Annotated in this window: 17 protein-coding genes; 7 read left to right on the top strand and 10 right to left on the bottom strand. The window is 72.1% G+C overall.

Annotated features, from left to right (window positions below; translation table 11 throughout):
• Nucleotide 1 precedes the first annotated feature (1 nt).
• The 5 genes from ACZ6S0_RS24180 to ACZ6S0_RS24160 all read right to left on the bottom strand — a co-directional run bounded on the left by ACZ6S0_RS24180 (nt 2) and on the right by ACZ6S0_RS24160 (nt 4,438).
• A complete protein-coding gene (locus ACZ6S0_RS24180) occupies nt 2-865 on the bottom strand; it encodes an ABC transporter permease (protein ID WP_465921581.1) in 864 nt (287 codons plus the stop codon).
• Between the two features lie 6 nt (nt 866-871).
• A complete protein-coding gene (modA, locus tag ACZ6S0_RS24175; RefSeq protein WP_465921580.1) occupies nt 872-1,693 on the bottom strand; it encodes a molybdate ABC transporter substrate-binding protein in 822 nt (273 codons plus the stop codon).
• Between the two features lie 10 nt (nt 1,694-1,703).
• A complete protein-coding gene (locus tag ACZ6S0_RS24170) occupies nt 1,704-2,117 on the bottom strand; it encodes a TOBE domain-containing protein (RefSeq protein WP_465921579.1) in 414 nt (137 codons plus the stop codon).
• 108 nt (nt 2,118-2,225) lie between these two features.
• A complete protein-coding gene (locus ACZ6S0_RS24165; protein ID WP_465921578.1) occupies nt 2,226-3,212 on the bottom strand; it encodes an alpha/beta fold hydrolase in 987 nt (328 codons plus the stop codon).
• Nucleotides 3,213-3,451: 239 nt separating this feature from the next.
• Nucleotides 3,452-4,438 (bottom strand): oxidoreductase, encoded by a 987-nt coding sequence (locus tag ACZ6S0_RS24160; protein WP_465921577.1) that lies wholly within the window; start codon nt 4,436-4,438, stop codon nt 3,452-3,454.
• A gap of 218 nt (nt 4,439-4,656) precedes the next feature.
• Here ACZ6S0_RS24160 and ACZ6S0_RS24155 point away from each other — a divergent pair, with 218 nt between their 5' ends.
• On the top strand, nt 4,657-5,544 hold the full coding sequence (locus ACZ6S0_RS24155) for a helix-turn-helix domain-containing protein (RefSeq protein WP_465921576.1): 888 nt from the start codon (nt 4,657-4,659) through the stop codon (nt 5,542-5,544).
• On the opposite strand, the gene ACZ6S0_RS24150 is transcribed toward ACZ6S0_RS24155, so the two are convergent.
• From ACZ6S0_RS24150 to ACZ6S0_RS24130, 5 genes are all read right to left on the bottom strand, one after another.
• Nucleotides 5,545-5,862: a hypothetical protein gene (locus tag ACZ6S0_RS24150; RefSeq protein ID WP_465921575.1), complete on the bottom strand. Its 318-nt coding sequence runs from the start codon at nt 5,860-5,862 to the stop codon at nt 5,545-5,547.
• A gap of 130 nt (nt 5,863-5,992) precedes the next feature.
• Nucleotides 5,993-6,853, bottom strand: coding sequence for an SDR family NAD(P)-dependent oxidoreductase (locus tag ACZ6S0_RS24145; protein WP_465921574.1), 861 nt, complete (start codon nt 6,851-6,853; stop codon nt 5,993-5,995).
• A 221-nt stretch (nt 6,854-7,074) separates the two neighbouring features.
• Nucleotides 7,075-7,200 (bottom strand): hypothetical protein, encoded by a 126-nt coding sequence (locus ACZ6S0_RS24140; RefSeq protein ID WP_465921573.1) that lies wholly within the window; start codon nt 7,198-7,200, stop codon nt 7,075-7,077.
• A gap of 80 nt (nt 7,201-7,280) precedes the next feature.
• On the bottom strand, nt 7,281-8,237 hold the full coding sequence (locus tag ACZ6S0_RS24135) for an aldo/keto reductase (RefSeq protein WP_465921572.1): 957 nt from the start codon (nt 8,235-8,237) through the stop codon (nt 7,281-7,283).
• Nucleotides 8,215-9,471, bottom strand: coding sequence for a cytochrome P450 (locus ACZ6S0_RS24130; RefSeq protein WP_465921571.1), 1,257 nt, complete (start codon nt 9,469-9,471; stop codon nt 8,215-8,217). The genes ACZ6S0_RS24135 and ACZ6S0_RS24130 overlap by 23 nt, the downstream gene beginning before the upstream one ends.
• Nucleotides 9,472-9,699: 228 nt before the next feature.
• Here ACZ6S0_RS24130 and ACZ6S0_RS24125 point away from each other — a divergent pair, with 228 nt between their 5' ends.
• The 6 genes from ACZ6S0_RS24125 (at nt 9,700) to ACZ6S0_RS24100 (ending at nt 19,369) form a co-directional block, all read left to right on the top strand.
• Complete coding sequence (locus ACZ6S0_RS24125) at nt 9,700-11,250, top strand: FAD-dependent monooxygenase (protein WP_465921570.1); 1,551 nt, start codon at nt 9,700-9,702, stop codon at nt 11,248-11,250.
• Nucleotides 11,251-11,365: 115 nt separating this feature from the next.
• On the top strand, nt 11,366-12,247 hold the full coding sequence (locus ACZ6S0_RS24120) for a phytanoyl-CoA dioxygenase family protein (RefSeq protein ID WP_465921569.1): 882 nt from the start codon (nt 11,366-11,368) through the stop codon (nt 12,245-12,247).
• A gap of 44 nt (nt 12,248-12,291) precedes the next feature.
• Nucleotides 12,292-13,341: a ketoacyl-ACP synthase III family protein gene (locus ACZ6S0_RS24115; protein ID WP_465921568.1), complete on the top strand. Its 1,050-nt coding sequence runs from the start codon at nt 12,292-12,294 to the stop codon at nt 13,339-13,341.
• 27 nt (nt 13,342-13,368) lie between these two features.
• Nucleotides 13,369-14,430, top strand: coding sequence for a ketoacyl-ACP synthase III family protein (locus tag ACZ6S0_RS24110; RefSeq protein ID WP_465921567.1), 1,062 nt, complete (start codon nt 13,369-13,371; stop codon nt 14,428-14,430).
• The gene (locus ACZ6S0_RS24105; RefSeq protein WP_465921566.1) at nt 14,430-18,164 is read left to right on the top strand and encodes a type I polyketide synthase; all 3,735 of its coding nucleotides are present in this window, start codon (nt 14,430-14,432) and stop codon (nt 18,162-18,164) included. The genes ACZ6S0_RS24110 and ACZ6S0_RS24105 overlap by 1 nt, the downstream gene beginning before the upstream one ends.
• Nucleotides 18,161-19,369 carry a cytochrome P450 gene (locus ACZ6S0_RS24100; RefSeq protein WP_465921565.1) on the top strand — a complete coding sequence of 403 codons (1,209 nt, stop codon included), beginning with the start codon at nt 18,161-18,163 and terminating at the stop codon, nt 19,367-19,369. The genes ACZ6S0_RS24105 and ACZ6S0_RS24100 overlap by 4 nt, the downstream gene beginning before the upstream one ends.
• Nucleotides 19,370-19,372: the final 3 nt, after the last annotated feature.

Raw genomic sequence — 19,372 nt, 5'->3', positions numbered from 1 at the left:
CTCACGGTGCGCTCACCCACCGATCACGGAGGCTGGCCAGAATGATCACCGATACGGCGAGCAGGACGAGGCTGAGCACGATGGCGGCCTCCGGCTCGGTCTCCAGCGCCAGGTAGACGGCCAGGGGCATGGTGCGGGTGGTGCCGGGGAAGTTGCCCGCGAACGTGATCGTGGCGCCGAACTCGCCCAACGCCCGCGCCCAGCACAGCACACCCCCCGCCACCACGCCCGGCATGACCATCGGCAGCGTCACCCGCCGGAACACCGTCCAGCGCGAGGCGCCGAGCGTCGCGGCGGCCTCCTCGAAGCGCCGGTCGGCGGCGCGCAGCGCCCCCTCCACGCTGATCACCAGGAAGGGCATCGCGACGAACGCCTCGGCGACGATCACGCCCGCCGTGGTGAACGGCAGCGTGATCCCGAACGTGGCCTCCAGCCACTGCCCGACGAGCCCGCGCCGGCCCAGCACCAGCAGCAACGCCACACCGCCGACCACGGGCGGCAGCACCAGCGGCACGGTGACCAGGGCGCGCACCAGCCGCCGGCCGGGGAACTCCACCCGGGCCAGCAGCCACGCCAGCGGGACGCCGAGCACCAGGCACACCGCGGTGGCGATGGTGGCGCACACCAGCGACAGCCGCAACGCCTCCAGCACGTGCGGCTCGGCCAGCCGCTCCAGCAGCGTGGACCAGGGCGCCCGGATCAGCAGCCCCGCCAGCGGCAGCACCAGGAACGCCAGCCCCGCCAGCGCGGGCACGACCAGCATCCACGGCAGCCGCCCCGAGACCTCTCGGCCCGTGGCGGGACGCCCGGCGGGCCCGCCACGCGGACCCTCCGGGCCGAGCCGCTCCGACGCGAACGAGCCCATCCGCGATCAGGCGGCCTCGAAGCCGGCCTTGGCCAGTACGTCCTTACCCTGCGGCGACAGCACCAGGTCCACGAACTGCTTGGCCAGATCACCGGCCGGAGCCTGCGTCAGGGTGGCGATCGGGTAGTCGTTGATCGCCTGGTCGGCCTCCGGGAACGTGATGCCCTGCACCTTGCCCGCCGCGGCGATCACGTCGGTCTTGTAGACCAGCGCCGCGTCCACCTCGCCCAGCTCCACCTTGGTCAGCGTGGCCTTGACGTCCTGCTCCAGGGTGACCGGGGTGACCTTGAGCCCGGCCGCGTCCAGCGCCTTGACCGCGGCGGCCCCGCAGGGCACCTGCTCGGCGCAGAGCGCCACCTTGACCTTGGCGTCGGTCAGGTCCTTCAGCTCGTCTACCTTGGCCGGGTTGTCCTGCGGCACGGCGATCTGCAGCTTGTTGCGCACGAACGTGGTCGGCGAACCCGCGAGCGAGGCGTCGGTGACGGTCTTCATGGTGGCCGGGCTCGCCGCGGCGAACACGTCGGCCGGGGCCCCCTGGGTGATCTGCTGGGCCAGGGTGGCGCTGGAGCCGAAGTTGAACCTGACCGTCGTGCCCGGATGCGCGGCCTCGAAGGTCTTGCCCAGCTCGGTGAACGTCCCGGTCAGCGACGCCGCCGCGAACACCGTCACCTCCTTGGCCCCGCCGCCGGCGGACGCCGAGGACGAGGCTGAGGCTGAGGCCGTGGCTGTGGAAGCGGCCGGTTCGCCGGAGCCGCAACCGGACAGGCCCGCCAGCGCGAGCGCGACGGGCAGGGCGATCGCCCATCGGGAAAGACGCCTGAACACCAAGGGGGGCTCCTCACGAGTGACTGGTCACGCGCTCGTGACCGGGAATCTCCACGACGACGTTGGTGGACTTGATCACGGCGTCCGCGACCACTCCCACCTCCAGGCCCAACTCGTCCGCGGCCTGGCGGCTCATCAGCGACACCACCCGGAACGGGCCCGCGGTGATCTCCACCTGTGCCATCACCGCGTCGCGGATCACTTCGGTGACGATGCCGCGAAATCGGTTACGCGCCGACGAACGGCCGCCGCCGTCGTGCTCCTCGATCTGCGAGCGGGCGAAAGCGGCCAGATCGGCGCCGTTGATCCGCCGGTGGCCGTGCTCGTCCCGCTCGGCGCCCAGCCGGCCCGCGTCCACCCATCGGCGGACTGTGTCGGAGCTGACCCCGAGCAGCCCCGCGGCCTCGCTGATCCGAAACATCGTCACAAGCCCACACCCTACCTTCCGCACTTTCCACCCTGAATACCTGTCTCCCTCCGCAACAGCGATGTAATCTCCGCCTTCGCCATCGCATCCACGAGACCGTGCCACGCCCTACGGGCGGACTCTGCGCACCATGTCCAGGATGGCCTCCACCACCAGCTCCGGCTCGTGATGGTGAATGTAGTGGCCGGCCCGCCGGGCCACCACGTGCTTGCTGTCCGTCGACAGCGCCGCCAGGTCCGCCTGGAGCGGGTACCACGACTGGAGGTGCTGTCGCAGGAGCGCGCGTTCCTTGCGGGTGGTCGCGTACGGATCGTTCTTGCTGCACGTCAGCACCGTGACCGGGGTGCTGCCGAGCGGCCCGGTGCGCTCCCCCACGGCGGCGGCGATCTGCGCCCGCAACGCCAGCTCCCACCACGAGGTGCGCCGCTGCCGGTCGCCCAGCCTCAGCGCGGTCCACGCCGCCGCGTACTCGGCGGGCACGGCGCTCGACCTGGGTGAGGGCAGGCCGAGGTCCGCGAGCAGGCGGCGTACGCCGAACCATCTGGCGCGTCGCGCCGCCGCGTACTTGACCGTCTTCCAGTGATAGCCGGGGATCCGATGCTGCTCAGGATGGCTGGAGTCGACGAACACCAGCCCGGCCACCTCACCGGGATACGCGGCGGCGAACAGCCGCAGCACGTATCCGCCCATCGAGTGCCCCACGAGCACGTACGGAGGCTCCACCCCGGCCTGGTGCAGCGCGGTGCGCAGGTCGCCGGCCGCGTCGAGCTGGGCCATCGGCTTGCCTACCGGGTCGCTCCAGCCGAGCCCCGCCCGGTCGAAGACCACCGTCCTGGTCTCTGCGGCCAACTCGGGCAGGAGCGCGGCGAAGTCGAGGCACGACTCACCGAGCGCGGGAACGACCACCACCGCCGGATCGCCCGCACCCTCGATCCAGAGGTGAATCCTCCGGCCGCCGACGTCGATCATACGTCCCGGCGGGGGGTAGCGCCGCCGGTCGCGGGTCGAGCCCCAGGTCTGGTAGGCGGCGCTGGCGAGTCCCAGCGCTACGGCGGTGACGGCGACGGCGGCGAGTGATCGCGTGAGAAGGCGCACGACCTCCACCCAACCAAGCGAGCCCGATCCCGCCACGTCTCCGGGCGGGCACAAGCCGCTACCGAGCACCACTCGGTGCGACCCCGCCAGAGGGCGGCGGCCAGCGCTGGGGATGGGTCCGGTCGTCGGCGAGCACGGGCCTCATCCGCACCTTCGCGTCGTCGTTCCAGTGCCGGCCTGATCCCGTGCTCTCACCGAACTGGAGTGAAACGCCAGTCACCACGGACGGGCGGGAACCGTTACGAGACGGGAAGAGACGCGCCCGTGAGATCCTCGCTGAGCTGCCACAGGCGCTGGGCGAGGGCCGGGTCGCAGGCATGGGAGGCGACGCCCGTACGCCCCGGCACGCCCGGTGTGACGATCTCCGCGATGTCGCAGTCGACGCAGTACACCCCGCCCAGCCCGTCGAGCGCGGTGCTGGTGGCGCACCAGACGGAGGTGGCCGCGCCCTGCTGGGGCGTCTTGAAGTCGTGCAGGCCCGGCCGGGAGACCGAGTAGTCGCCCTCGGCGTCCCTGGCCATGCCGTAGGCTTCCAGCTCCCGGTCGGACAGGTGCCTGTTGAGTTCGGTGGGGATGACTCCCGGGTGCAGGGAGAAGGCGCGCACGCCGTCCGCCTCGCCGCGCCGGTCGAGCTCCAGCGCGAAGAGGACGTTGGCGCTCTTCGACTGGGCGTAGGCGGCCACCTTGTCGTAGGGCCGCCGGCGGTAGTTCGGGTCGTCGAAGTCCACGCCGCTCAGCAGGTGGCCCTGCGAGGACACGCTGACCACGCGGGCGCCACCCGCCCGGCGCAGCGCCGGCCACAGGCGGGCGGTGAGCTGGAAGTGGCCGAGATGATTGGCGGACAACTGGATCTCGTAGCCCCGGCTGTCACGCTGGAGCGGCGTCATCATGACACCGGCGCTGTTGACGAGCAGGTGAACGGCGCGTCCGCCGTCGGCCAGGGGCTTGGCGAAGCGCTCGATGGAGTCGGGGTCCGTCAGGTCGAGGGGCTGGATCTCTACCCGGGGGATGCCGGACAGGTTGCGCTCGGCCTTGTCCGGCGAGCGTGCCGGGACGATGACGGCGGCTCCTGCGCGGGTGAGGGCGCGGGTGGTCTCCAGGCCGATGCCGGAGTAGCCGCCGGTCACGACGGCCACCTTGCCGGTCAGATCCGTTCCGTCGAGCACCTCCTCCGCGGTCGTCCGCGCGGTGTGTCCGGTGCTCAGTGGGCGTTGGGCTGTGGTCACGGCGTTTCCTTGTCTTGGCTGGTCGGGTGATGCGGGGAACGAGGCCGGGCGAGCCCCGGGGCCGTCCCCTCGGATCGAACGGAGCGGCGGCGGACCCTCCGCCCTCCGAGTCAACACCCGCGCCCGGCGCGTACTGCCTGGTCAGCCATTCCCCACCAGGGCTATCCCCGGCGGGGACACCCCGCGGGTCATCGGCACCCGTCCGTAGACTTGCGGGCATGACAGCAGGGAGCCTCGGGGAGTATCTCCGGGCCCGCCGCGAACTCCTCACCCCGGCGGAGGCGGGCATCCCGGAGACCGGCCATCGCCGCGTGCCCGGCCTCAAGCGCGGCGAGGTGGCCGTGCTCGCCGGGATCAGCACCGAGTACTACACGCGGCTGGAGCAGGGCCATGACACGCGTCCGTCCACGCAGGTCCTGGCCGCGATCGCGCGGGCCCTGCGGCTGGACGAGCCGTCGACGGCGCACCTGTTCGGACTCGCCGCCCCCGGGCCGAGAGCCCGGCGTGGGGGCCGTCCGCCCGAGCGTCTCCCCCCGTCGGTACGGCAGCTCCTGGACTCCCTGCCCCTGAGCCCGGCGTTCGTCCAGAGCCGCTACCTGGACGTCCTGGCCGCCAACAGTCTCATGACCGCCCTGTCGCCCATGTACCGGCCGGGCGTGAACCTCATGCGCGCGACGTTCCTCGATCACGCGGTCGACGAGCTGTTCGACGATCCCGAGGAGCAGCTCCGCCATGCCGTCTCCGGGTTCCGGGCGCTGGCCGGTCCGGACGTCGGCGATCCGCGGTTCGCCGAACTGGTCGGCGAGCTGACGGGCAGGAGCGCCGACTTCCAGCGGCTGTGGTCGCGCCACGACGTGTGCTCCCACACCAGCGGCGGACGCCACCGCATGCGCCACCCGCTCGCCGGCGACCTCGACCTGTCCTACGACAAGTTCTTCGTCGCCGGTGCCGACCGTCAGTTGCTGGTCGTCTACCAGGCCGAGCCGGGCAGCCGCTCCGAGGAGGCCCTCGCCTTCCTCGCCGCCAGGACCGCCACGGCCGTGGTCACGGACCCGCGTACGCCGACCGAACGACGAGAACGCCAAGACCCCGCCCGATCACCGTGATCAGCCGGGATCCCGGGAGTGGGTGCGGCATCTGGGGCAGGCGTCGTTCCACGTATAGAGTTCCCAGACGTTGAGGTCAGGGTCCAGCGAACATTTCCACTGTTGCCATTCGCCTCTCAGCGCGCCCTCGTGTCCGAACCGGTTGCATTGCTCGCAGGTCTCGGCGAGTCGTTTCGGCGGCCAGTAGGGACGCTCGAGGACAGCGCACGCGCCGACGTCCGGCGTAGGGGCTCGACCGGCATCGGCGGCGGCGGGCAGGGCCGAGGCCAGCGCGACACCCGCGGCGGCGAGGGACACCCGTTGTGCTGCGCGCTGCATGAAGGCTCCTTCCACGTCGACAGAATGCCGCCCAATCATGGCACGACCTTCACTCGACGTGCTCGCGATGTGACTGACTGCTCACGATCCGGCGCCCCCAGCTCGCCGTGGGCCCTGGCGGGCGGCCCGGCTAGACCGGCCGGACGGACGGAGCGACCCCCTCGAAGTCGGCGCCACGGGCTGTCTCGGCCCACCGCTCGACCTCCTCCAGGCCCCGCCGGTACGCGCCCGAGATCCGCTCCGCCGCCTCGCTCCCGAGCGGCAGCCGCAGCGGCACCTCGTCACCGTGCACGAGGGACACGATGGTCTCGGCGGCCCGCGCCGGGTCGCCTTCCTGGCGGCCGTCGACCCCGGCCATGTCCGCGCGTACGGCGGCCAGGACGTCCCGGTAGGTCGCGGACACCTCGGCGAACTCCAGCACGTCGGCGGCGTGGAAGCCGGTACGGAACCGGCTCGGCTCAACGAGCATCACCCGGATCCCGAACGGCGCGACCTCCCCGGCCAGAGACTCCGACCAGCCCTCGAGGGCGAACTTCGACGCGGAATAGGCCGACACCCCCGGGAACGACATCCGCCCGCCCTGGCTGCTCATCTGCACGATCGTCCCGGCGCCCCGCTCGCGCATCCCCGGCAGCGCGGCGCGGACGAGCGCGGCGGGACCGAACAGGTGCAGATCCATCAACTCCCGAAGCTGCGCGTCGCCGATCTCCTCGACCGCTCCGACCACGGCCCGGCCCGCGTTGTTGACCAGCACGTCGAGCCGGCCGAAACGCTCCAGGGTGTCGCGCACGAGGACGGGGGCCGCGGCGATGTCACGGACGTCGAACTTCGCGGCCATGAAGCTGTCCGGGTGGGCGGCCTGGAGGTCTGCCACGCTCTCGGGCCCGCGTACCGCGGCCACCACGCGGTCGCCCGCCGCCAGCGCCGACTCCGCGAGTGCACGCCCGAAACCGCGGGACGCGCCGGTGATGATCCAGGTCTGTGTCGTCATGCCGCGGACGCTATGCCTTTGAGCGCGCTCGAACGCAAACCCGTCACCCGCCGCGGATCCGCTGGAGGGGTCTTTCCGCCGGCGTCGGTGACGATCAGCGTTTCCGCCGTGACGCCGGTGGGAAGCCGCACGGCCCACACCCCCAGCCCCGCTCCGGCGTCCCGCGCGAGGCTTGCGGGAACCTCGCGCCCGTCCGTGGTGACGGCCGTGATTCCGTGGACCTAGGCTCTGGCGATGCCGAAGGAGATCCTGCCGAGGGTGTTCCTGCGCTGCTGTTCTTCGATCAGCTCGCGCAGTTGCCGCGCGTTGGCATCGGGGTTGAGGGCCCGCACCTGCTGCTCGTTCACAGGGCCCGCGCCGGCGCTTCTGGATCGAGGTCTTCACCGGCGGCTAAGGAGGACCTGCGACCGTCCGGGTGGGGCAACCGTCAGTTGAGCGGCACCAGAGCGGTGATCTCGGCCAGCTCCTCGGCGGTCGGCTCCCAGTCGCCGGCGGCCGCGTTGGCCCGGATCTGCTCAGGGCCGGTCGCACCGGCGATCACCGAGCCGCAGCCGGGCAGCGCGGCCAGAGTGCCGATGGCCACCTCCAGGACCGACCGGCCGTGCTTCTCGGCCCACGACGCCAGCGCCTCCACCCGGTCCAGCTTCTCCGGCGTGACGAGGTGGGGCAGCCTCGCCAGCCGGGACCCGGCCCGCGGCTGCCGCCCACGTCGCACCTTTCCCGTCAACAGCCCGTGGGCCAGCGGGAAGTAGGGCAGGACACCGAGCCCATGGTGCACGGCCGCCGGCACCACCTCGCGCTCGGCGCCGCGCTCCAGCAACGACCAGTGGGTCTGCACGGACACGAACGACGCGGAGCCGCCCGCGCGGGCCAGTTGCGCGGCCTCCGCGATCTGCGGGCCGGCGACGTTCGAGCTGCCGATGTGGCGCACCTTGCCCTCCCTGACCAGCTCGGTCAGGGCGGACAGGGTCTCCTCGATCGGGGTGACGCCGTCCGGGACGTGGTACTGGTACAGGTCGATGTAGTCGGTACGCAGTCGGCGCAGCGACCCCTCCACCGCCCGCCGGATCGACGATCGCCCGCCGGGCGCTCCGCGGGCCTCGCCCGGCCCGTCGTCGGGCCGGTGGCCGGGGCCGCCGAACTTGGTGGCCAGCAGCACCTTTTCCCGGCGACCGGCCAGCGCCGCACCGAGAAGTTCCTCAGAGGCGCCGGCGGGTTCGCCGTACGACTCGGCGGTGTCGAAGAGCGTGACGCCCTCCTCGATCGCCGCGTCCACCATCGCCCTGGTCCTGGTCGCGTCGAGACCCGCGCCGCCGATGCTGTTGCACCCCAAGCCGACCACCGACGTTCGCAGGCCGGAGTCACCCAAAGTCCTGTAGCGCACGATCTGGCACCTCTCTCGGCTGGTCCGCGGGAACAACGCCCCAAGTGACCGGCAGCCGGTCCACTCCGTACACCGCCATGCGGTCGCGGGTCGGCACCTCGGCCGGGGGCACCGCCAGGCGCAGGTCGGGGAAGCGCTCGAAGAGCGCGGTCAGCGCCAGGCGAAGCTCGATTCGCGCGAGATGCTGACCGAGACACTGATGGACGCCGTGCCCGAACGCCAGGTGCCCGGCCGGGGAGCGGGTCACGTCCAGGGTGTCCGGGTCGGGAAAGCGTTCTGGATCCCGGTTGGCCACCGGCAGCGACAGCACCACGGTCTCGCCGGCCGCGATGACCTGGCCGTCGATCTCGACGTCGACCAGTGCGGTGCGACGTACGTCGAACTGGAGGATCGACAGGTACCGCAGCAGCTCCTCGACCGCCCGCTCCGGATCCGCCGCCAGGAGGGCTCGCTGGGCCGGGTCGGTGAGCAGGACGAACGCCGCGAGCGCGAGCATGCTCGACGTGGGCAGGTGGCCCGTGGCCAGGAGCACCATCCCGAGGTTGACGAATTCTTCGTCGCTGAGGTCGCCGGTCGCCGCGGCGTGCGCCAGCAGCCCGTCGTCCGACGGGTCTCCGGCGGGCAGGCGGGCGAGGAGGTCGCGGACCGTCCCCGTGATCGACCTCACGGCGTCGATCACCTGCTCCGGGCGCGAATCCAGGTCGTTCAGCACCGAGGTGGCCGCCTGGATCCGTTGCCGGTCCTCCGCCGGCACGCCCAGCAGCTCGCAGATCACGAGCGCCGGAATCGGCATCGCGAACGAGGCGACGAGGTCGACGGGATCCCCACCGACCGCCCTGCCGTCCGCCATGCCGTCGAGTGCCTCCGCGATGTACCGCCGGATCGTGGGCGTCAGCTCGGCGACGCGCCGCGGCCCGAAGTGGCGGCTCAGCAGGCGGCGGTAGCGCGTGTGCTCCGGCGCGTCCATGTGCGGGAAGATGCCCGGCTCCGCGGGTGTCGGCCGCTCGATCGCGCGCTCGCCCCCGACCGGCTGATGCAGCAGCTCGCGCCGGGTGCTGAACCGCGGATCCGCCAGGATGGCCCGGATCACGGAGTATCCGGTGGCCACCCAGCCGAGGTGCCCGTCGGGGTAGGCCAGCCTGCTGAGCGGCGCTCGACGCCGTAGCTCGACGGGCGGGTCGAAGGGGGTGGGTCGGTCGGTTTCCAAGGGCTGGGCTGTCTGGCCGTCGCTCATGATGCGACCTCCCGCCTGCGCCGTTGATCACAAACGAAAGGGAGTATGCATGACAAATCCGGAAAATACCACCACTAGTAATTCTCGCACCGCAGACCTAGCATCGGCGCTACCTGAACAGACACATCTCCCAACACACGGGAAGCATGACCGCGCCGCCGATGTTGCCGGCCTGTGGTCGGCAATCCAACGAAATCTCCAGCAGGCTCATGCCCCCCAGAGGTATGTATGGCACAGGTCGCGGTTGTCGGTGGTGGACCAATTGGACTCATGCTCGCGTGCGAGGTGGCGCTGCACGATGTACCGGTGGTGGTGCTCGAGCGATTGCCGGAAATCGAAACGCACCCGAAGGCCGAGGGCATTACCGGGCGGGCCATTGACATCCTGGACCGTCGCGGGTTGATGGCCGGGGTCGACGGGACCCCCTCGCAGCCGACAGCCGAACAACGGGCGCGCATCGCCATGGGCGAGCGGCGACCGGACAGCCTGCAGCCCAAAGCCTTTCCCGGCGCACGGCATTTCGCCACCATGTTCGTGCTCCGCCCGGAGTCTCCTGACCTCCTGGTCCCCCAGCAACTGCTGGAGCAGGACCTGTCTCGACGCGCCGCGGACCTCGGCGTCGAGGTACGGCGCGGCCACACGCTCACCGGGTTCACCCAGAACGGCGACGGGGTGCGTCTCGACGTCGACGGTCCTGACGGGCAGTACCAGTTGCAGGCCGACTGGCTCGCCGGATGCGACGGCGGCCGGAGCACGGTGCGGAAGCTGGCCGGCATCGCCTTCCCTGGAACGGACGGCATCACGACCGGATACCGCGCCTTCGCGGAGATCGACGACCCCGACTTCCATCTGCCCGGCTGGTTCCGCAAGGACAACGGGCTCCTGGTGTACGAGGAGGGACCGCCCCGGTTCATCACCCTCGAGTTCATCGGCCGACCGGCGAACCGCGACGCGCCGATCACGCTCACGGAATTCCAGGAGGCGCTGCGCCGGCTCAGCGGCACCGACGTCACGGTCACCAAGGTCCACAAGATCAACCGATTCACCGACAACGAGCGCCAGGCCGAGACCTATCGGCAGGGGCGGGTCCTGCTCGTCGGCGACGCGGCCCACGTCCAGTCGCAGTGGAGCGGCCCTGGCCTGCGCCTCGGCCTGGGCGACGCCCTCAACCTCGGCTGGAAGCTCGCCGCGGTCGCGCGCGGCCATTGTCACGAGGACCTGCTCGACACCTATACCTCGGAACGACATCCGGTCGGCGCACAGACCCTGGAGGTGCAGCGTGCCTCCATCGCGTTGATGCGCCCCGGCCCGCACGTCGACGCGCTGCGCCGGCTGGTCACCCACCTGCTGCTCGACGCCGACACGAACCGGCGGCTGACCGCCGTGGTCGACGACCTGCACATCAGCTATGACATGGACGACCCGTCGCTGACCGGCCCCCTGGTCGGGCGCTACTGCCCCGACCTGCGGCTGAAAACCGCGAACGGCGACGCGAGCGGCGAACTGAACGGCGGCGCGGACGGCACGGTGCGGCTCGCCGAGCTGCAGCGTACCGGGCGGCCGCTGCTGCTCGACCTCGGCGCCGATCCCCGGCTGCGCGCGCTCGCCGAGCCCTGGTCCGACCGGGTCGACGTGGTCACCGCCGAATGCGCCGAGGCCCCGGCGGACGCCCTGCTGATTCGTCCGGACGGCTTCGTCGCCTGGAGCACACCCGCCGACGAGGCGTCGCTGTCCCGTGCTCTCACGCGGTGGTTCGGCCACCCCGCCCGGGTCACCTGACCATCCCGGACAAGACCACCCCGGACACGACCACCCCGGACACGACCGACCCGGACAGACCACCTCGGGCAGACCCCACAACACGAACAGGACACAGCCCTTCCCGGAGGCCGGAATGACCGATTCCCCGCCGACGACTCTGACCACCCTGCCCGCCTCGGCCACGATCGAAGAGGCGATCGAAGCGGTCGAAGCAGCCGGAGCAGTGATCATCGAGGACTTCATCGACTCCGACACGCTCAACGGCCTGTGGGAGGACCTGGGCCAGGACCTGCGACTCCAGGCGGACGGCGACGGCCGACTGGTCGGCGAGAAGACCCGAATCCTGCCGGGCCTGGTCCGCCGCAGCACGCGGTCGGCCACGATCATGAGGGAGCCGCACTTCCTCGGCACCGCGCGGCACTTCCTGCAGCGGCCGGTACGAGCTTGGCTCGGTGAGCAGCGCATCGAGTTCGTCCCGACGATCCAGCTCGGCATCTCGCGGGCGATCCAGATCCAGCCCGGCGTCCCGGTCCAGGGCCTGCATCGGGACGACACCGCTCACCTGCGCACCCACCCGGGCCCGGAGAGCCGGGTCCAGGTCATGGTGGCCGCGAGCGAGTTCACCGCACGCAACGGCGCCACCCGGGTGATACCGGGAAGCCACCGATGGGACGACGAGCGCGGGCCACGCGAGGACGAGGCGGTGCCCGCCGCGATGCGAGCCGGCTCCGCGCTGCTGTGGCTCGGCAGCACGTACCACGGGGCCGGCGCCAACACCTCGGGTGAGCCCCGTACCGGCCTGTCGTACGCCTACGACCTCGGCAACCTCCGCCAGGAGGAGAACCAGTACCTGTCCATCCCCCTGGACGTGGTCCGCGGCTATCCCGAGGACATCCAGCGGCTGCTCGGCTACGAAGCCTGTCCGCCCATGTGCGGGCTGTACGAGCTGAGCGACCCGATGCTGCTGCTCCGCGACGGACAGGGTGGCCCCGTCGCGGCGTCGCACACCCCGTGAAGCCCCCGGCACCGCGGCGTGTCCAGGCCGAAGGAAAGGGTTAGATGCGCACCACCGGCACGTACCTGCGCAGTATCGGCATCCATCTGCCACCTGTGGTCACCATCGAGACGGCCGTCGCCGAGGGCCGGTATCCGGCCGCGGAGGTGGAGCGCTTTCGCCTGGTGGGCGCGGCGGTGGCCGGCGACGTACCGGCACCGGAGCTGGGCCTGCGCGCCGCGCGGCAGGCGTTCGAGCGCTCCGGCGGCCTGTCGCCGCACGGCCTCGACCTCATGCTGTACTGCGACGTCTGGCACCAGGGCCCGGACGGCTGGGCGGCGCAGTATTACCTGCAGCACCATCTGGTCGGCGGGGAGGTCCCGGCGATCGAGCTGCGGCAGGGATGCTGCGGCCTGTTCAACGCGCTGCAGCTCACTGCCGGATACCTGCGGCCGGGCGGCACCGCGCTGCTGGTCGGCGCCGACAACCACGGCACCCCGCTGGTCGACCGGTGGCGGATGATCGAGGGCACCGTGATGGGCGACGCCGGATGCGCGCTGCTCGTCACCACGGACACCGGATTCGCCGAGCTGCGCTCGGTCAACGTGACCGTGCTGACGGAGGCCGAGGCCGTCAATGACGGCGGCGTGCCGATGTTCCCTCCGGACGCGACCGTGGGCCGGCCGCTGGACTTCGCCGCGCGCAACCGGGAGTTCCGCAAGCGCCTGCTGAACGGTGACGGCGCCCACGTGATGCTGGCGATCGAGACGACGATGATGGAGCTGGTCGACCGCACGCTCAAAGAGGCGGAGATCACGCTCGACGACGTGGCGCGGGTGGCCTTCCCCCATGTGCGCCGGGACGACGTGGAGCACCGCGGTGTCAACTGGTTCGGGCTGACCCTGGCCGACACCACCTGGGAGTACGGCGCCCGTATCGGACACCTCGGGGTCAGCGACCAGTTCGTCGCCCTCGACCACCTGCTGGCCACCGGAGCGCTGGCCCCTGGCGACCACCTGCTGCTCGTCGGGTTCGGCGCCGGCACCACGCTGGCCTGCGCCGTACTGCGGATCCTGGACATCCCGCCGGAGTACGCCTCAGCAGGGCCGGACTGACCTTGTTCGAGCGAGCCAGGAGGCGACATGGAGACGGCGGACATGTACTTCAGCGGCGTCGGATCGTACCTGCCCGACACGGTGGACGTGCGCCACGCGGTGGCGGCGGGCTGGTACCCGGCGGAGGAGGTCGAGTTGCACGGGCTCGCCTCCGTCGCGGTGGCCGGTGACGTCCCGGCGCCGGAGATGGCGTTGCGGGCGGCACGCAGCGCGGTGGCCCGCAGCGGCCGCTCCCCCACCGATCTGGACCTCCTCCTGTACACCTCCACCTGGCACCAGGGTCCGGAGGGCTGGCCGCCGCAGGCATACGTGCAGCGCCATCTGGTCGGCGACGGCGTCCTGTCGACCCAGCTCAAGCAGGGCTGCAACGGCATGTTCGCCGCGCTGGAACTGGCCGCGAGCTACCTGCGGGCCGAACCCGGGCGTCAGGCGGCGCTGCTGGTGACCGCCGACAACTACGGCACTCCGCTGACCGACCGCTGGCGGATGCTGCCTGGGGCCGTCGCCGGTGACGCGGGAAGCGCCGTCGTGCTCGACACCGAGCCGGGATTCGCCCGGCTGGCGTCGGTGTGCTCGGTGTCGGTGTCGCAGGCCGAGGAGATGCACCGGTGTGCCGAGCCGCTGTTCCCGCCCGGCGTCACCGAGGGCCGCGTGGTGGACTTCGCCGCGCACAACGACACGTTCCGGCGGCGCGCGGTCGCCGGCGGCGAAGGGACCGGCGTGCTGGTGACGCTGGACGAACGGATGGTCGAGGTGATCGACCGCGCCCTTTTGGAGGCCGGTGTCAAGGCAGCGGACGTAACCCGGATGACCTGTATGAACACCTCCCAGGAGATCGCCGACCAGATCTGTGAGCACCGGCTGGGCATCCCGGCGTCCCGCTCGACCTGGGAGTTCGGCCGGACCATCGGCCACTGCGGAGCCAGTGACCAGGTGCTCGCCCTGGAGCACCTGGTCCGCGGTGGCGATCTGAGGCCCGGCGACCATCTGCTGATGTTCGCCTACGGCCCCGGCGTGACCATCTCGGCCGCCGTCGTGGAAATCATCGAGTCACCCGCGTGGTCGCGGAGAAGGGGAGAGGACGCGTGATGGACCGACCGTCCGAAGCGATCGCGGTGATCGGGATCGGCTGCCGGCTGCCCGGCGGCGCCGACTCCGCCGACGAGTACTGGAACCTGCTGTACCAGGGGCGGGACACCAGCGGACCGGCACCTGCCGAGCGCTGGCGGGCCTACGCCGACCGTGGACCGTCCTACGCGGCGGCGGTCCGCCGCACGGTGGCGCACGGCCACTTCCTGAGCGAGGTGGCGGACTTCGACGCCGAGTTCTTCGGGCTCTCGCCGCGCGAGGCGGAGCTGATGGATCCGCAGCAGCGCCTGGTGATGGAGACCGCGTGGGAGGCCCTGGAGCACGCCGGGATCCCGGCCGGCGCGCTGGCCGGCACGGACGCGGGCGTGTACGTGGGCGTCTGCACAGGTGACTACGGGCACCGGCTGCTCGAGGACCTGCCCGACCTCGAGGCGTGGACCGGCATCGGCGCCGCCACCTGCGCGGTGGCCAACCGGGTGTCGCACGCGCTGGACCTGCGTGGCCCGAGCCTGGCGGTGGACACGGCGTGCTCGGCGTCCCTGGTCGCCGTCCACCTGGCCGTGCAGGCCCTGCGGGCGGGGGAGACCGACGTGGCGCTGGCAGGCGGGGTCAACCTCATCCTGTCCCCCGGCGAGACGCTGACCCTCGACGCCGCGGGCACCCTCGCGCCGGACGGGCGGAGCAAGTCGTTCGACGCCGCCGCCGACGGTTACGGGCGCGGCGAGGGCGCGGCGGTCGTGGTGCTCAAGCGGCTCAGCGACGCCGTACGGGACGGGGATCCGGTGCTCGCGACCATCCTCGGCAGCGCCGTCAACCAGGACGGCCGCACCGTCGGCATCATGGCCCCGTGCGGCCAGGCGCAGGAGCACGTCATGCGCCGCGCGCTGCGGCAGGCCGGCGTCGACCCGCGCACGGTCGGCTATGTCGAGGCGCACGGCACCGGCACCGCCGTCGGCGACCCTCTCGAGGCCGCCGCGCTGGGCGCCGTCTACGGGGCCGCCAGGCAGGCGGAGCAGCCGGTGCTGATCGGCTCGGCCAAGTCCAACATCGGCCACCTCGAGGGCGCCGCCGGCGTCGCCGGCCTGGTCAAGGCCGTCCTGGCGGTGAACCGCGGCGAGATCCCGCCGAGCCGGCTCGACACCCCCACCTCGGCCGTCGACTGGATCGGCACCGGGCTGCGGGTGGTCGACGAGCCGACGCCGTGGCCCGGCTCCGCGTACCCGCGCCGTGCCGCGGTCTCCGCCTTCGGCTACGGCGGGACGGTCGCCCACATCATCCTCGAACAGGGGCCCGCCCTACCGGAGCCCGCCGAGGCACCCGCCGGGCGCCTGTTCCCGCTGTCCGCCGCGTCCCGGCCCGCGTTGCGGCAGGCCGCGGGCAACCTCGCCGACGTCGTCGGCCGGGTGCCGCCGTCGGGCCTTGGGCACACGCTCGCACTGCGCCGCGCTCACCTGTCGCACCGGGCGGTGATCGCCGCGCAGGACGAGGCCGCGTTGACCGCCGGACTGCGCAACCTGGCGGCCGGCACCCCGAACGACGCGGTCACCACGGGACGACCACTCGGCGACCCCGGTCCAGGGCTGGTCTTCGTGTTCTCGGGACACGGCTCGCAGTGGGCCGGCATGGGCCGGGAACTGCTGGCCACCGAGCCCGCGTTCGCCGCCGTGATCGACGAGCTGGAGCCGGTGTTCGCCGACGAGATCGGGTTCTCCCCGCGGAAGACGCTCAGCGTGGGAGAGCTGACCGAGGTCGACCACATCCAGACCATGATCTTCGCGATGCAGCTCGGCCTGGTCGAGCTGTGGCGGCAGTACGGGGTGCGCCCGCACGCCGTGATCGGCCATTCGGTGGGCGAGATCGCCGCCGCGGTGACGGCCGGGGCGCTGAGCCGCGTGGACGGCGCCCGGCTGATCTGCCGTCGATCCCGTCTGCTGCGCCGGGTCGCGGGCCGGGGCGCGATGGCCATGGTGCAGCTTCCGTTCGCCGAGGCGGCGCGGCGGCTGGCGGATCACCCCGGTGTGGTCGCCGCGATCGCGTCGTCACCTGGGTCCTCGGTCGTCTCGGGCGACCCCGACGCCGTGGCCGAGGTGCTGACGGGCTGGCTCGACGAGGGGATTCCGGCCCGGCGGGTCGCCTCGGACGTGGCGTTCCACGGACCGCAGATGGATCCGCTCATGACGGACCTGACCGCGGCCGCGGCCGACCTGACACCCGGTGTCCCCGGCATCGCCGTCTACTCGACGGCCCTGGACGATCCGCGGAAGACGCCGGGCTTCGACGGCGCGTACTGGGCGGCCAACCTGCGCCGGCCGGTGCGCCTGGCCGACGCGGTCAGCGCGGCGGCGGCCGACGGATACCGCGCGTTCATCGAGATCTCCGCACACCCGGTCGTCACGCACTCGGTGCTGGAGACGCTGGGCGAAGGCGGGCACGAGGACGTCTTCGTGGGCGCGTCGCTGCGCAGGAACCTGCCCGCCCAGGCGGCCATGCTCAATGCCGTCGCCGCGGCGCACTGCGTCGGCCTCGACGTGGACTGGCACCGGCTGCAACCCGCCGGCGGGCCGGTCGTGCTCCCGGCGTATCCCTGGCAGCGCCGCAGGCATTGGCGCGCGCCGTCGCCCCCCGACACCAGCGGTCGCGGCCACGATCCGGACACGCACACGCTGCTCGGCGAGCATGTGGATCTGGTCGGGACGGACGTCCGGTTGTGGCGGACCGTCCTGGACGACCAGACCCGGCCGTATCCGGGCAGCCATGCGATCGAGGGCGTGGAGATCGTGCCGGCCGCGGTTCTCGCGGTGACGTTCTTCGCCGCCGCCGGTGGTCAGGCGCTCAGCGACGTGACGATGTCGGCCCCGCTGCTGACCGCCGATCGCCGCGAGGTCCAGATCGTCCGGCAGGGCGCCGAGCTGCGGCTGGCCGCCCGGGTCGCCGGTGAACCTGACGGCGCCTGGCAGACCATCGCCACGGCCGGGATCCCCGCCGAGCCGGGAGAGCCGCCGGCTCCCCGGTCACGGCCGCTCACCTCGGCGGAACCCGGCTCGGTCATCCAGCGGCTGGCCGCCGTCGGTGTGCCGGAGACCGGGTTCGACTGGAGCGTCGAGGAACTGCGGCGCGGGTACGGCGCGCTGCGCGCCCGCGTACGGTGCGGGCCGGCCGCCACGTGGGCCCCCGTCCTGGACGCGGCCATGTCGGTGGCGCCGAGCGCGTTCCCCGGTGACCCGCTGCTCCGCATGGTGACGAACGTCGATCGGCTGGTCACGGTCGGGGAGCCGACGGACACGGTGCACATCGAGGTGTTCCTCGACCACGAGCACACGGACACGGTGCAGGTGCGGATCGCCGACGACACCGGCGCCGTCGTCGGCTGGCTGTCGGGGCTGCGGTACCCGGTGATCGACACGCCGTCCCCCGGGCAGAACGGCGCAGGAGGCGAGCGGCACGCCGAATCGTTCGCCGACCTGGAGCCGGAGCAACTGCGCACCTTCCTGATCGAGGAGGTCGGCGCTCAGATCGCCAAGGAGATGCGGCTCGCCCCCGCCGACCTGTCGCCCAACCGGCCGCTGATCGAGCAGGGGCTGGACTCGGTGCTCACCGTGGTCGTCCGGCGGCGGCTGGAGCAGCGGTTCCGGTGCTCGCTACCGGCGACGCTGCTGTGGGCGAAACCCACCATTGCCGCCGTTTCCGATTACATCGCCGGGGTGGTGTCCGGCTCGAACGGGGAGGCGCGATGAGCACGCCCGAGCGGGAGACAGCCGCGACGCCGACCTTCCCGATGGCGCGGACCTGCCCGTTCGCACCACCGGACGAGTACCGGCGGATGCGTGCCACCGCGCCGGTCGTCCGGGCCGCCCTGCCCAACGGCGCACCGGTCTGGGCGGTCACCCGTCACGCCGAGGCGCGGCAGATCCTCAGCGACCCGAGGATCAGCTCGAACACCGGACGCCCGGAACGCCCGCGCGGACCCGACGACGACCGCCCCGACGACGGCTTCTTCGTCGACCTGGACCCACCGGAACACAGCCGGTTCCGGCGGTTGCTGATCTCGGAGCTGGGCGCCCGCCCGATGGACGCCATGCGGCCGGCCCTCCAGCGAATCGCCGACACGGCGATCGACGAGCTGCTGGAGTCCGGGGCGCCCGCCGACCTCGTCGGGTCGTACGCACGCCGGGTCCCGTCGCGCGTGCTCTGCGCGTTGTTCGGCGTCCCGGCCGGCGACCACGAGTTCTTCGAGTCACGGCTGCGGATGTTGTCGGTGACGAGCATGGACCCGAGTGTGGCGGCTCAGGCGTCCAGCGACGTTCGCGGCTATCTGCGGGAACTCATCCGCAGCGCGGAGCGCGATCCGCATACGGGAATGATCCGGCGGCTGGCCGCCAGACACCTGCCCACCGGCGAGCTGACCACGGACGAGCTGGTCAACATCGGCTTTCTCCTGCTGCTCGCGGGCTACGACTCACCCGCGAACACGATCTCCCTGGGCGTGCTCACGCTGCTGCGGCACCCGGAGCAGCTCGCCGCGTTGCGCGCCGACCCGAGCCTGCTGCCGGGTGCGGTCGAGGAACTGCTGCGCTTCCACTCGGTGCAGGACTGGGTCAGCTTCGACCGGATCGCGACCGCCGACCTGGACATCGGCTCTGCCCGGATCCGCGCCGGCGACCGCCTGACGGTGCTGGCCGCGTCCGCCAACCGTGACGCGCGGGCGTTCGAGAACCCCGACGAGTTCGACCTCCGCCGCTCCGCCCACCACCACCTCGCCTTCGGCCACGGGATCCACCAGTGCATCGGCCGCAACCTCGCCCGCGCCGAGCTGCGGATCGCCTACGGCACGCTGCTGGCCCGGATGCCGGCGCTGCGGCTGGCGATCAGGTTCGAGGAGCTGCCCTTCGCCGACGACGCCCCGTTCTTCGGACTGCACGCGATGCCCGTCACCTGGTAGCGC

It is taken from the genome of Nonomuraea sp. NPDC051298, assembly GCF_055586305.1.
The sequence above is the reverse complement of the archived record's forward strand: the minus strand, read 5'-3'. Positions and strand labels throughout refer to the sequence as shown.